Origin of the sequence: Baaleninema sp., assembly GCF_049974805.1 — a bacterium.
GTDB lineage: Bacteria > Cyanobacteriota > Cyanobacteriia > Cyanobacteriales > Geitlerinemataceae > Baaleninema.
The window spans coordinates 15,176-28,022 of sequence record NZ_JBNGCO010000063.1 but is presented as its reverse complement, the minus strand read 5'-3'; the positions used below and the strand labels follow the sequence as shown (position 1 = coordinate 28,022).

Here is a 12,847-nt window from a genome sequence, read left to right as displayed (position 1 = left end):
GACGAGGTTTGAGGCTTTTTTCATTAAGCCTCACCTGTTGCGGTGACTAATTACCTTTATAAAAACTTCAAACCCCTAGAAATTCAGCCAAAGGAAAACCCCATCATCCCATCACCTTATCATCCCATCATCCCATCACCTCATCATCCCATCCTGACGCGATCGAACCCGATATGCCAAAATAAACGATGCACATCAGACAGAACGCCGAGCAGGAGTAATCCCCGTGGAGTCTCGATACACGCCCGCATCCATCGAAAACAAGTGGCAGAACACCTGGGCGCAACAGGAACTCGATCGCACCCCAGAGAGTAACAACAAGCCCAAATTCTACGCCCTGTCCATGTTCCCCTACCCCTCCGGGAACCTGCACATGGGTCACGTGCGCGTCTATACCATCACCGACGTCATCGCGCGACTCAAGCGGATGCAAGGCTATCGCGTCCTCAACCCCATGGGATGGGACGCCTTCGGACTTCCCGCCGAAAACGCAGCCATCGCCCGAGGCGTTCGTCCCGACAAATGGACGTACCAAAACATCGACCAGATGCGCCAGCAACTCCAAAGCCTGGGCATCTCCTTCGACTGGAATCGCGAAGTCACCACCTGCGCCCCCAACTACTATAAATGGACGCAGTGGATTTTCCTGCAATTCTTCAACGCCGGACTGGCCTATCAAAAAGAATCCGCCGTCAACTGGGACCCCATCGACCAAACCGTATTGGCCAACGAACAAGTCGATAACGAAGGTCGTTCCTGGCGCAGCGGCGCAAAAGTCGAACGAAAACTCCTCAAACAGTGGTTTCTCAAAATCACCGACTACGCCGATCGCTTACTGTCTGACTTAGACGAACTCCCCGGCTGGCCCGATCGCGTCAAAACCATGCAGGCCAATTGGATTGGCAAATCCACTGGGGCCTATCTCGAATTTCCCATCCTCGGACGGGACGACAAAATCGGCGTCTTCACCACCCGTCCCGATACCGTCTACGGTGTCACCTACGTGGTACTCGCCCCCGAACATCCCCTGACCTTACAAGTCACCACCGACGAACGACGGGAAGCCGTCGAAGCCTTTATTAAAGAAGTCGGCCAAGAAAGCGAGATCGATCGCACCGCCGAAGACAAACCCAAACGAGGAATTCCCACAGGCGGAACCGCCCTCAACCCCTTCACCGGCCAAGAAATCCCCATTCTCATCGCCGATTACGTCCTCTACGAATACGGAACTGGCGCAGTCATGGGAGTTCCCGCCCACGATAGCCGCGATTTCAAATTCGCCCGCGAAAACGGCTTACCCATCAAAACCGTCATCGTTCCCGAAAACGCCGAAAATCCCGACGCCGAACTCAGCGACGCCTACACCGAACCCGGCGTCATGGTGAATTCCGGTCAGTTCGACGGAACCCCCTCCGAAGCCGGAAAACAAGCCATCATCGACTACGCCGAAGCCCAAGGCTACGGAAAAGCCCGCATCCAATACCGTTTGCGAGACTGGCTAATTTCCCGTCAGCGGTACTGGGGCGCCCCGATTCCCATCGTCCACTGTCCCGAATGCGGCGCCGTTCCCGTTCCCGAAGACCAACTTCCGGTGAAACTCCCCGACAACGTAGAGTTTAGCGGTCGCGGTCCCTCGCCGTTGGCGCAGTTAGACGACTGGATAAACGTCCCCTGTCCCAGTTGCGGAACCGCAGCCAAGCGGGAAACGGACACGATGGACACCTTCATCGATTCCTCCTGGTACTTCCTGCGCTATCCCGACGCCAACAACGACAACGCCGCCTTCGACTTGGGTAAAATTAACGATTGGATGCCCGTCGATCAATACGTCGGCGGTATCGAACACGCGATTTTACACCTGTTGTACTCGCGGTTCTTCACCAAATTTTTGAGCGATCGACTCAACCTGAAGTTTAACGAACCCTTCCAACGGCTGTTAACTCAAGGAATGGTTCAGGGAATGACCTACAAAAACCCCAAAACCGGGAAATACATCCCCTCAGACCAAATTCTCGATTTAGAGAATCCCACCGACCCCGAAAGCGGGGAACCGTTGGAAGTGTTTTACGAAAAAATGTCCAAATCGAAGCTGAACGGAGTCGATCCCTTGCAGGTATTGGACAAATACGGCGCGGACACAGCGCGGATGTTTATCCTGTTCAAAGCGCCTCCCGAGAAGGATCTCGAATGGGACGACGCCGACGTAGAAGGTCAATATCGTTTCCTCAATCGCGTCTGGCGGTTGGTGACGGACTTCGCCGAAAACGCTTCTGAAATAAAAGCGGCGACAAACGACAATCTCTCGAAACCCGAGAAAGATTTACGCCGCGCCGTTCACACCGCGATTCGGGAAGTCAGCGAGGACTTACAGGGTGAATATCAGTTCAACACGGCGGTTTCGGAGTTAATGAAACTCAGCAACGCCTTGAACGACGCCAAACGTACCGATTCCCCGGTGTATGCAGAAGGAATCGAGACCTTGTTGAAGTTGCTGGCGCCGTTTGCGCCGCACATCGCCGAAGAATTGTGGCATTTGCTGGGACACAGCGACTCGATTCACCAGCAAGCCTGGCCGGAAGTGGACGAAAGCGCCTTGGTGGTGGATGAAATTACCTTGGTGATTCAGGTTAACGGTAAGGTTCGCGGCAACATTCAGGTTCCGGCGGATGCGGATAAGGCGACGTTGGAAGCGTTGGCGCGGGAGTCGGAGGCGGCGAAGCGTCACGTCGGCGATAAGGAGATTAAGAAAGTCATCGTGGTTCCGAAGCGGTTGGTGAATTTCGTGGTTCCGAAGTAGGGTCGATCGATCGTTAAAATCTCCTGAGAAACCCGATCTCTCCCAGATCGAGAGACCGGGTTTCTGACAGGATTCCCAGCGAGAGACCCAGCGAGATATACGGGGTTCACCAATCCGGTATTCGACGGTTTTTAAGGTTCGATTCGATCGATGTTAAAAATACCGATCGAACCGTACAAGTCCCCAGCTATCAGCGTTTGACCGTCGCTACCAAACGCCAAGGCGCTGACGTGACTCGCCGTTACCGAATGCAGTACCTCACCGGTTTTTAAATCCCAAAGTTGAATTTCTCCGTCGTCTTGGGGAACGCTGACGGCGACAAACTGACCGTTGGGATCGAAGGCGATCGCTGCTGTTTCTGTTAATTTCGCATCTAAGGTCTGTTGTTTTTGTCCCTCTTCAATATCCCAAATTTCGATCGACTCCCCCACTGTCGCGATCGACTTTCCATCCGCACTCATCCCCACCACCGATCGATCGCCCCGACTCCATAACGGCAACTCACCGCCACGAGAAACGTTCCAAACCCCCGTTTCCCACTCCGAACCCCCACCGACGCGCACCACCCGATCGATCGGTAACACCTCCGTTCTCCTATCCGAAATCGCGATCGCCGTCGGCGTCACCGAAAGCGGAATCGCCTCCCGTAACTCGAACGTCTCCACATCCCAAACTTGCAGTTCTCGCGCCGTCGCGCTAACCAAGGTGGTGCCGTCAGCCCCAAACGCCAAAGCCCTGACCCGATCTTCGGGACGCTGCAACACCGCCGACAGGCGGCGCGATCGCACCGGAAGCCGCGTCGCCGCCGACCAAATCACGATCGACCCATCCTGACTGCTAGACGCAAACCGCGCCCCGTCCGGACTCACCGCCAACGCCTCAATTCGATCGCGGTGCGTATACAACCGTTCCGTCGGCGCAGACAGCCTCGGTTTCGCCGTCGCCGAGGGTTTCGCCAGACGCGCCTCCGAAGCCGTCGTGTCCAACACCATCGTCCCAGAATCCGAAACCTCCCCAGGCGTCTGACGGTTCGAGATATAAATCCCCCCCGCCATCGCCAACATCACGATCGCGCCCCCCGCCAACAAATCATATTTGTATTTCAGCAAATCCTCCCACAACTCCAGCAGCGAATCGCCCCACCCCACCGCCCCCACACGGGGAACGCTCGTCGGTTGCGGAAACCGCACCGTATAGGCAATGGCAGGCACAGCCGACAACCCGGCCGCCGTGCGGCGTCTGGCGTTCCGTTTCGGTTTCGGCATCGGCTGCTGTTGCAACCGTCCCGCTTCCCGAACCGTCGGCGGAAAAGGATCGCGTCCCCGTAACTTTTGCTTGCGATCGCACCAGGGACAAGCCGCCAAATGCCGACCGTAGCGATGTTGCGGGTTCTCCGAACAAGTCACCAACTGCCGTTCCGCCCCTTCGAGGGCTTGTACCCAAATTTGAGCCTCCGGGCGCAATTTCGGATTTTCATGTCCCGTCTCAAAACACCGCACGAACAGCCGTTGCAGTTCCGGCGTGAGAATCTCGAAACTCGGCGCCACGGGCATGGGACGATAAGGCACAGAACGCATCCCATAGGGAAAATGTCCCCTAGCGATGCGGCTTTCAATGGGGGGTGGGTCGCCCTGTCCCGAATACACCCCCGCAAAGGGATGAGTTCCCTCCATCAGCAGTTGGAAAATCAACACCGCCAACCCGAAGCGATCGTGTTCCGGAAGGCGGCGCACCTCCCGCAGCGTTTTCCCCTGCAATTCCGGCGGCGTAAAATCCGGTTTTCCCACCGGACAGGGATAGAGGTGACGTCGCTGGGTATCGCACACCTGAAACGAATCCGTATCCACCAGCGTCACCAACGCCGTAGGGCTGACGAGAATGTTCGACTCGTTCACGTCGCCGATGACGTATCCCCGCGCGTGGAGGTTGCTGACAGCGGCGGCGAGATTGCGGGCGGTGCGATAGAGATAGAGATAGTTAAACAGGGGGCATCGATCGCGCCGCGAAGCGGGAGTATAAAACGTATGGAGAGGAAACCCCCCATCTGCCCGGGCCATGAGAAACCCCACCACGCGCCCCCGTTCTAAGAGTAAATCTTCCGGCCAGGCGATGGAAACGTGACCTTGCGATCGAAGGGGGTCTTTTGGCGGGTTCGCGTACATCACCGCCAACTTGCGGGGCATCTCCAGGGTAATCTGATGGTAAATCTTCGCCACCCAAGCCGAATTTTCCGCCACCGCATAAACCGTCCCTTCTCCGCCTCCACCGAGTTCGCGGCTAAGGGTGATGAATTCGCCGTTTGACTGCCGTTGCACCTTCATTGGTCGATCGGGAGTTGATGAGGTGGAGAGATGATGAGGTGGGGAGATAATGAGGTGGGGAGGTGAGTAGAGAGAAACGATCGATATATCCCATCATCCCATCATGCCCTCATCCCCTCATCTCATCATCCCCTCATCCCCGCTAAATGCCCTAATAACAAGGTTAGATCGTCATCGGTGCGTTGTGTGACGCGGGGAGATTGGAGAAAGGCGACGAGTTGGCGATGACCTTCGGTTTCGTCAAGGTCTTGGGCGATGAATTGAAATAAGGGATTGAAAAAGCGATCAAACGGCGTCCCTTCGGGCATTTGTAACGCCAATCGTTGCAATCCGTCGGAAAATAGCGCCAAGTGCGTCGCTTGTCCCGTCCAAATTCGGATTTGGGCGGTGTCGAGGGCGTCATCGGAGGTGAGAAACGTGGTTTGATTGGCGTATTCTCCCTGTTGCGGTTGCGTCAGGGCGATCGTCTTTTCCTTGATATCTCGTACCACCGCCGCCCCGTCGCCAATTTGCGCCACGGCGACCCACTCTGATGTTGCCACGATCGCGATCAGGGTGCTGGCATATTCTCGCCGATCGATCGCCTGACGTTCCGCTTCGGCGTTGACTGCATCTCTCGCCGCCGCCAGGGTTTCTCGCAAAACGGTTTCGAGAGGACTTGGCGTTTCAGACGGTTCGGCTACCGTCTCGGAATCCTCGCCAGACTCCGATTTTGCCTCGTTGTCTGAATCTTTATCTGAGAATTCCTCCGTTTCCGACATATCTAGCGTTATCGCCAGTTCCGTATCGGCGAGATGGGCCGATTGCGTGGGGCGCAGAGGGGTAAAATCGACCGTGGCGAGGAAATCGATCGCCGCTTCGACGGCGACGTTGGCCCCCAAGTCCGATCGCGTCACCGATCCCGCCCCATCGGCCACCGCTGCCAGTAAAATATCGTCAGATCCTCGTTTCCAACAACAGGCATCTTGACAGGGGATCGATCGATGTTGGTGACTCGTCCCGCATACCGACGCCGCCAACACCCGCCAAGTTTTCATTGATTCTGATTTCACGCTACAGACTTGGGATTTCACGGACTTACACCTGGCCCCAACCGGGAGGAGGAAGAGGAACCTGTTCGTCAGGTTTGGAGTGAGAAACGCGCTGCATACTCGCCGACAACCAAACGAACATTTCGCGGAAATCCAGCCCTTTCAGTTTCAGGGGGGCGCGAACGAACATTTCCCCCAAGCGTTCCATATTGGCGTTTTCCACGCCAACCGCGAAACAGGCGACGCGCTTGTGGGTTTCGTCGTCTTGGATGCGATCGATCGCCTGTTGCACGACTTTATCGGATTCCCCCTGGGGTTCGCCGTCCGTAATCGCAAACAGCCAAGGACGATAGTAGCTTACGCCGTTGTTGCGATATTGTTCCTTTCGATCGGCGATTAAATCCAGGGCTTTGTTAATCCCACCCCCCATACTGGTCAGTCCCTGGGCGTTTAGAGTCGGTTCTTCAAAGCGATCGGCGGTGACGAAATCCCGAACGACTTTAACATGAGTGTTAAACGACACCACCGCCACTTCTACCCGTTTTCGGGCGAGTTCGTCTTTATTGAGTTCTTCGCGAAACGCCTGTAACCCCGCGTTGAGGGCGTCAATGGGGGCGCCAGACATCGAACCGGAGGTATCGAGAAGGAGAATGCAAGGACAGCGGGGTTCTGGGTTTTCCGCAAATTCAACCGCGTCTTCGAGATTGATGGCTTCGGACATTGAGTTAACGGTTTTTTTCTAGCGGTGTCGTCGATAACACCGAGAGGCTGCGATCGAGATCCTAGCTTATCTGGGTCAGCGAACACCAACGATCCTGTCGAATCTCAAGGGATTAGGGTTCCCGCCGTCACGGAGAGTTCGACGGGTGCATCTCCATTGATGTCAAAATATGAGTTGGCGGTAGGTTGGGTGGAGCGATAGCGAAACCCAACAACAGCTCAATTCAGTGTAGAGACTCCGATCTGATAAATTTACATTTTTGAGATGTACCCAGTTCGACCTCGATCGGCGAAACTAGAAACTGAACGTACAATAAAAGTACAATTAAAGTAGAGCAACGTGAGGAAACCATCATGTTAGCCACCCATACCACGGTTGAAACCGTCCAAACTCGCCATCGCCCCGAAACCCCAGAAAATACCCTTTGGGATCGGATTCTGAGTTGGATTTTAGGAAGCGACGAACTGTTGGAAATTACCAAACAAGGATTGCCCGACTCGAAACGAGTTCGACAACTGGCGGTTGGCTAAATACCATCCAATTCGCTCGATTTCCATCTGAAATTAACTCGCGATCGCTCGCTTTTTCAACTTGAGGAAATACAAGAAAATTAAATTGCCATCGGTGCAACACCAACTTCTACCCCCTGAAAATCTATGATTCTCGCTACTATTCTCCCATCGGGCAGGGAGTTAGGGGTATTTTAGTATTTATTTTGTATGTTTGATATTGACTTTAATACTAATATTTGTATGTTTTAAAATTAGAATTATATTTATAATTATAGTTAAAATGATATTTAAAATAACCTCGATCGATGGCCTCGATTAATCACAAAAAAATATCGATAACATACAAAAAAACAATCTCTCCTCCAGATCCCCGCCATCTTGGAGATGGCGGGGATCTTATACAGCAACTTACTGAAATGGGAGGTCAGCGGGACTGATTTCCCATCAGGGAAAGGGCGAATCTAGCTGGAAAATCGATCGCGGCCGGAAATAAAGAGAAACCCAAACCCTTAACGAGCGCGATCGCCCCCAGGGGATCGCGTCTAGAACCCTTACGCGATCGTAGCGTAGAATAAGGAACTGTCTGCCCGCCGAGTTCTCTCGGACGCCGAACACCAAGCCGATTCGGCGAACCCGGCCGGTGTAAGAAAGCCCACGAAAGTTTGAGAAACCATTAAGCTTAACGCCTATGGATGTTGCCAATCTTGCCACGCAGCTTAACGCTGAAACCATATTGCCCGAGGGCATCGTACTCACGACCCTCTTACTCGTAATCGTCGGAGATTCCATCGTCGGACGCCGTTCCGCCAGTTGGACCCCCTACCTAGCGATCGCGGGATTACTGGCGTCGATCGTCGCACTCATCTACCAGTGGGACAACCCCGATACCTTCGGATTTCTGGGAGCCTTTAACAGCGACCCCCTCAGCCTAGTCTTTCGCGGCATCATCGCCCTGTCCACAGCCGTAACCGTGTTGATGTCCGTGCGCTACGTCGAACAAAGCGGCACGTCCCTGGCGGAATTTCTGGGCATCATGCTGACGGCGACCCTCGGCGGGATGTTCTTATCCGGTGCCAACGAATTGGTGACGATTTTCGTCGCCCTCGAAACCCTCAGTATCTCCTCTTATCTCCTGACGGGATACATGAAACGGGATACGCGATCGAACGAAGCCGCCCTGAAATACCTACTCATCGGCGCCTCGAGTTCCGCCGTATTCCTCTACGGCGTCTCGCTGCTGTACGGACTCTCTGGCGGAGAAACCCAACTCGATAAAATCGCCACCGTCATCGCCCAAAGCGATAGCAGCCAAGCCATCGGCTTAGCCATCGCCCTCGTCTTTACCATCACCGGAATCGCCTTCAAAATCTCCGCCGTTCCCTTCCACCAATGGACGCCGGACGTTTACGAAGGCTCGCCCACTCCCGTCGTGGCGTTTCTGTCTGTCGGTTCCAAAGCCGCTGGATTCGCCCTCGCCATTCGCCTGCTGGTGACCGCCTTCGGTTCCCTCACCGACCAATGGCATTTCGTCTTCACCGCCTTAGCCATCCTCAGCATGATCCTGGGGAACGTGGTCGCCCTGGCGCAGACGAGCATGAAACGCATGCTCGCCTACTCCTCCATCGCCCAAGCCGGATTCGTCATCATCGGCTTACTCGCCGGAACAGACGCCGGTTACGCCAGCATGGTGTTTTACCTCCTGGTGTACCTGTTCATGAACCTGGGCGGTTTCGCCTGCGTCATTCTGTTCTCCCTGCGGACGGGAACCGATCGCATCAGCGAATACGCCGGACTCTACCAAAAAGATCCCCTGCTGACCCTGGGACTGAGCATCTGTCTGCTGTCTCTCGGTGGAATTCCCCCCCTGGCTGGCTTCTTCGGCAAAATTTATCTGTTCTGGGCCGGTTGGCAAGCGGGGCTGTATCTCCTGGTGTTGTTGGGCTTGGTCACGAGCGTCGTCTCCATTTACTACTACATCCGCGTCGTGAAGATGATGGTGGTCAAAGAGCCGCACGAAATGTCCGATTCCGTGAAAAACTACCCGGAAATTCGCTGGAACCTGCCGGGAATGCGCCCCTTACAAGTGGGCGTTGTCTTGTCGGTGTTAGTCACCTCCCTGGCGGGAATCCTCTCGAATCCGCTGTTTACCCTGGCTAACGATTCCGTAACCAAATCTCCGGTGTTGCAATCCTCGATTTCTGCGCCCCAATCGGTGGCGTCGGCAATGGTCGAGGTGAAATCCGTTCCCACGGAAACGCCGTAGTTTACGCAACTCCCTCAACTCGGAGAGAGAGAACGATAAAAACCCGGTTCCTTCAAGGAAACCGGGTTTTTTCAAGGGATTGATTTCGATTCGACGACCCTAACGCACGAACTGCGGCATCACTTCAGCAGCGGTGAACAAACCGTTAATACCGCGACGGTGCAGCGAAATGCCCGCTTTCAAATAGCCGAACGCCGGACCGCAGACGTTGGCGGCCATGCTGGTTTCGTCGCCGAGGGTGAAGGTATGAGAGGACTCTTTTCCTTCAAAGGTGCGTCCGGTAACGCGGACGTGGGTACTGAGGGGTTTTTTGGGATTGCGGGTATCGACGATACCGCCAACGGTGACGCGATCGCGGGAAACGATACCGGCCAATTCCAGCATGATATCGTCCGCGTGTTCCATATTTTCCAGCTTCAGGATGCCGTTGGTTTCATCGAGAAGCGCCTCCACTTCCGCATCGCTCATGGCACGGGCTTTCTCCACATCGTACCCCGGCATATGGGCGATATCTTCGCGGATGGTGGCGCGATAGGCTTCCCAGTTGGCAATTCCGACGCCGAAGGTGATTTCTACCTTGTGAATTTCCGCGTAACTTTGGGCAGCCAGAGACGCCGCCGCCGTCAGCAGTCCCGGCGTCGCACCGCATCCAGTCATGTAGGTCATTCCAGCGGCTTGTAAGTCGTTTTGTAACTCGAGGAGTTGTTCGACGGCACTGGTGCGTTTGAGAGCATCCACGAGGACGCCTTTCCAGCCCGATTCGATAAACTGACGGGCAACGGATGCCATGAAGCTGTTGGGGAGGTTCGGCAACGCCAAGAAGTAGCCGTCTACGTCGGGAGCGTTGGCGATGAGGTCGCCGATACTTTCGTCGCTGAGGGTTCCGACCCCTTCGAGATGACCGATCGATCCCCGTTCGTTGTAAGTGGCGATACAGCGATCGGGATCTAAACCGTTGGTATCGTAAGCGTAACCGTGGCGATCGGCAACAGCCACCAGGCGCATTTCCTGTTTCGGGGCGAGGACGCGACTGGCCGCTTGCCCCAAGCCGCCGAAGCCCAGGACGCCGACGCGCAGGGGAGATTGGGTTTGGGAAGGTTGATTGGCACTCATCATGAATAGATTCAGACTGGCAAACAGACTAATCCTTCATTCTCCCATCCTCCGGGGATTTTTGGGTGCGATCGCAGTGATGAGCGGCGGTAATACAACATTTGCTGGACTTCGATGCCCATTTTCTGGCCGCGTCACACCCCCTACCGCTGTTCGCCGCTCCCAGAATTGCAATATTTTTTCAACTAGAGGCGAAATTGACTTGACGCTTTTGGGAAGTTGCGGGAAACTTATTACTTATTAGAGTGGGCTTGTCACTTTTGATAAGCAATATAAAGTTTTGACGCCTTTGGCGTGTTTTTATTAAGATTTGATACAAGTCGTGTAGAGTCTGGGGTCGATCGAATCCTCCCATACCAGCGGCTATTACCATAAGTTTCCAATTTTTTCAACCCCAAAGCGGTAATTAAACCTCATGGAAACATTAGAATTCGTTATCTACCCAGACGGCAGAGTGGTCGAAACGGTGACCGGAATTTCCGGCGCGTCTTGCGCGGAAGTCACGGCTGCGATCGAGGAACAACTCGGAATTGTTCTCAACCAAGAGAAGACCTCCGAGTATTACGCACAAACGCAGGAAACAGCCGCAACTGCCAAAGCGCAGACCACCTCGTTCAGCGAGTGGTAAAGGTTGGCCTCGTGTCCCGATTTTGTCCCGATTTTGTCCCGATTTATCGATTTTCAAATCGTTTCTTAGGTTACTATGTCTCACTTTAGCCATATCAAAACTCAAATCCGCAATCTGAGCGCGTTGCAAACGGCTTTAAGCGAACTCGGCATCGACTGGAAAGCCGGCCCCAAAGACGTGCGCGGCTATCGCGGTCAAACCCACACCGCCGAGGTGGTCATCGAGCAAGAGAACGGATACGACATTGGATTTAGCTGGAACGGTCAAGCTTACGACCTCGTGGCCGATTTGCAATACTGGCAACAAAACGGTTCGGTCGATCGCTTTTTGAACAAAATCACCCAACAGTACGCCTTTCAAACGGTGATGCAGGAAACTGCCAAACAAGGTTTCCAGGTGTCCGAACGCCAAAACCGTCAAGACGGTTCCATCCGCTTAGTGCTGCAACGCTGGAGTGCGTAATGACTGATGCTGCCCCCATGCCCCCCGAATCAGCCCCCGATCGCTCGGGTTTCGAGCCGGAGTTAGGCGGGACGCTTCGGGAAGCCCCCGATCGCTCGGGTTTCGAGCCGGAGTTAGGCGGGACGCTGCGGCAAAAGGGCGTTTACGTTGATGAAGTGACCTGCATCGGTTGCAAGCATTGCGCCCACGTCGCACGGAATACCTTCTACATCGAGCCGGATTACGGACGGGCCCGGGTCGTCAATCAAGACGGCGATTCGGAGGAGATCGTCCAAGAGGCGATCGATACCTGTCCGGTAAACTGCATTCACTGGGTCGAGTACGAGGAATTAAAACGGCTGGAAGCCGAACGCCGAAATCAAGTGATTCCCGTGGCCGGATTTCCCGTGAGCCGGAGATAACCCGGGTTCCTAATTTCCTAATTTCCTATACCCAGCTGGCTCCTGTTTCCTCGAGAGACAGGAGCTTTTTTAGAGCTTTTTTAATTGATATTTGAGAATTGCTTCCCCTCTCCCCGGCTCCTCAATACAACACCTTATCCGCCTTCTGTTCCCAGGCGAGGAAGGCTTGCAGACCTTCTTCGTGGAGGAGTTGGGTGGCGCTGATGCGGCGTTGGCTTAGCGGAAGTGCGATTTCTCGGTAAATGAGGGAGTCGTCGAAGCCCACTTGAGCGGCGTCGTGGCGGGTGCAGGCGTAGACAATTCGATCGATCCTCGCCCAGTAAATCGCTCCCAAACACATGGGACAGGGTTCGCAAGAGCTGTAGAGGGTACAGCCTTTGAGTTCGAAGGTTCCCAGGGTTTGGCAAGCTTGGCGGATGGCGACGATTTCGGCGTGGGCGGTGGGATCGTTGGTGGAGGTGACGTTGTTGTTTCCCTCGGCGACGATTTCGCCGTCTTTGACAACCACCGCCCCAAAGGGACCGCCGCGATCGCTCGTGACGCCTTCGATGGCTAAGTCGATAGCCAGTTTCAGAAATTCCCGATCTCGATCGTTCAC

11 protein-coding genes are annotated in these 12,847 nt (G+C 54.7%); 6 read left to right on the top strand and 5 right to left on the bottom strand.

Annotated features, from left to right (window positions below; genetic code table 11):
- Positions 1-226 precede the first annotated feature (226 nt).
- Positions 227-2,797 carry a leucine--tRNA ligase gene (leuS, locus tag ACP5D4_RS13185; RefSeq protein ID WP_428012085.1) on the top strand — a complete coding sequence of 857 codons (2,571 nt, stop codon included), beginning with the start codon at positions 227-229 and terminating at the stop codon, positions 2,795-2,797.
- 131 nt (positions 2,798-2,928) lie between these two features.
- On the opposite strand, the gene ACP5D4_RS13180 is transcribed toward leuS, so the two are convergent.
- The 3 genes from ACP5D4_RS13180 to ACP5D4_RS13170 all read right to left on the bottom strand — a co-directional run bounded on the left by ACP5D4_RS13180 (position 2,929) and on the right by ACP5D4_RS13170 (position 6,870).
- On the bottom strand, positions 2,929-5,112 hold the full coding sequence (locus tag ACP5D4_RS13180; protein ID WP_428012084.1) for a hypothetical protein: 2,184 nt from the start codon (positions 5,110-5,112) through the stop codon (positions 2,929-2,931).
- Between the two features lie 131 nt (positions 5,113-5,243).
- Complete coding sequence (locus ACP5D4_RS13175) at positions 5,244-6,170, bottom strand: PP2C family serine/threonine-protein phosphatase (protein ID WP_428012083.1); 927 nt, start codon at positions 6,168-6,170, stop codon at positions 5,244-5,246.
- A gap of 25 nt (positions 6,171-6,195) precedes the next feature.
- Positions 6,196-6,870, bottom strand: coding sequence for a vWA domain-containing protein (locus ACP5D4_RS13170; RefSeq protein ID WP_428012082.1), 675 nt, complete (start codon positions 6,868-6,870; stop codon positions 6,196-6,198).
- Positions 6,871-7,223: 353 nt separating this feature from the next.
- Here ACP5D4_RS13170 and ACP5D4_RS13165 point away from each other — a divergent pair, with 353 nt between their 5' ends.
- Entirely contained in the window at positions 7,224-7,400 is a 177-nt protein-coding gene (locus ACP5D4_RS13165) for a hypothetical protein (RefSeq protein WP_428012081.1), read from the top strand.
- Positions 7,401-8,070: 670 nt separating this feature from the next.
- A complete protein-coding gene (locus ACP5D4_RS13160) occupies positions 8,071-9,645 on the top strand; it encodes an NAD(P)H-quinone oxidoreductase subunit N (protein ID WP_428012080.1) in 1,575 nt (524 codons plus the stop codon).
- Positions 9,646-9,744: 99 nt separating this feature from the next.
- On the opposite strand, the gene bioU is transcribed toward ACP5D4_RS13160, so the two are convergent.
- Positions 9,745-10,758 carry a (S)-8-amino-7-oxononanoate synthase BioU gene (bioU, locus tag ACP5D4_RS13155; protein ID WP_428012086.1) on the bottom strand — a complete coding sequence of 338 codons (1,014 nt, stop codon included), beginning with the start codon at positions 10,756-10,758 and terminating at the stop codon, positions 9,745-9,747.
- Positions 10,759-11,173: 415 nt separating this feature from the next.
- On the opposite strand from bioU, the gene ACP5D4_RS13150 reads away from it, so the two are divergent.
- The 3 genes from ACP5D4_RS13150 to ACP5D4_RS13140 all read left to right on the top strand — a co-directional run bounded on the left by ACP5D4_RS13150 (position 11,174) and on the right by ACP5D4_RS13140 (position 12,249).
- Positions 11,174-11,386 carry a DUF2997 domain-containing protein gene (locus ACP5D4_RS13150; protein WP_428012079.1) on the top strand — a complete coding sequence of 71 codons (213 nt, stop codon included), beginning with the start codon at positions 11,174-11,176 and terminating at the stop codon, positions 11,384-11,386.
- Between the two features lie 75 nt (positions 11,387-11,461).
- Positions 11,462-11,848 (top strand): DUF1257 domain-containing protein, encoded by a 387-nt coding sequence (locus tag ACP5D4_RS13145; RefSeq protein ID WP_428012078.1) that lies wholly within the window; start codon positions 11,462-11,464, stop codon positions 11,846-11,848.
- Positions 11,848-12,249 carry a ferredoxin gene (locus tag ACP5D4_RS13140; protein ID WP_428012077.1) on the top strand — a complete coding sequence of 134 codons (402 nt, stop codon included), beginning with the start codon at positions 11,848-11,850 and terminating at the stop codon, positions 12,247-12,249. The genes ACP5D4_RS13145 and ACP5D4_RS13140 overlap by 1 nt, the downstream gene beginning before the upstream one ends.
- Before the next feature lie 121 nt (positions 12,250-12,370).
- Here the strand turns inward: ACP5D4_RS13140 and ACP5D4_RS13135 are convergent, their stop codons facing one another.
- Entirely contained in the window at positions 12,371-12,847 is a 477-nt protein-coding gene (locus ACP5D4_RS13135) for a nucleoside deaminase (protein ID WP_428012076.1), read from the bottom strand.

Coding starts and splice junctions, on each gene's coding strand:
- ACP5D4_RS13170 (WP_428012082.1), bottom strand. CDS start 6,870: ATGTCCGAAGCCATCAATCTCGAAGACGCGGTTGAATTTGCGGAAAAC.
- ACP5D4_RS13165 (WP_428012081.1), top strand. CDS start 7,224: ATGTTAGCCACCCATACCACGGTTGAAACCGTCCAAACTCGCCATCGC.
- ACP5D4_RS13160 (WP_428012080.1), top strand. CDS start 8,071: ATGGATGTTGCCAATCTTGCCACGCAGCTTAACGCTGAAACCATATTG.
- bioU (WP_428012086.1), bottom strand. CDS start 10,758: ATGAGTGCCAATCAACCTTCCCAAACCCAATCTCCCCTGCGCGTCGGC.
- ACP5D4_RS13150 (WP_428012079.1), top strand. CDS start 11,174: ATGGAAACATTAGAATTCGTTATCTACCCAGACGGCAGAGTGGTCGAA.
- ACP5D4_RS13145 (WP_428012078.1), top strand. CDS start 11,462: ATGTCTCACTTTAGCCATATCAAAACTCAAATCCGCAATCTGAGCGCG.
- ACP5D4_RS13140 (WP_428012077.1), top strand. CDS start 11,848: ATGACTGATGCTGCCCCCATGCCCCCCGAATCAGCCCCCGATCGCTCG.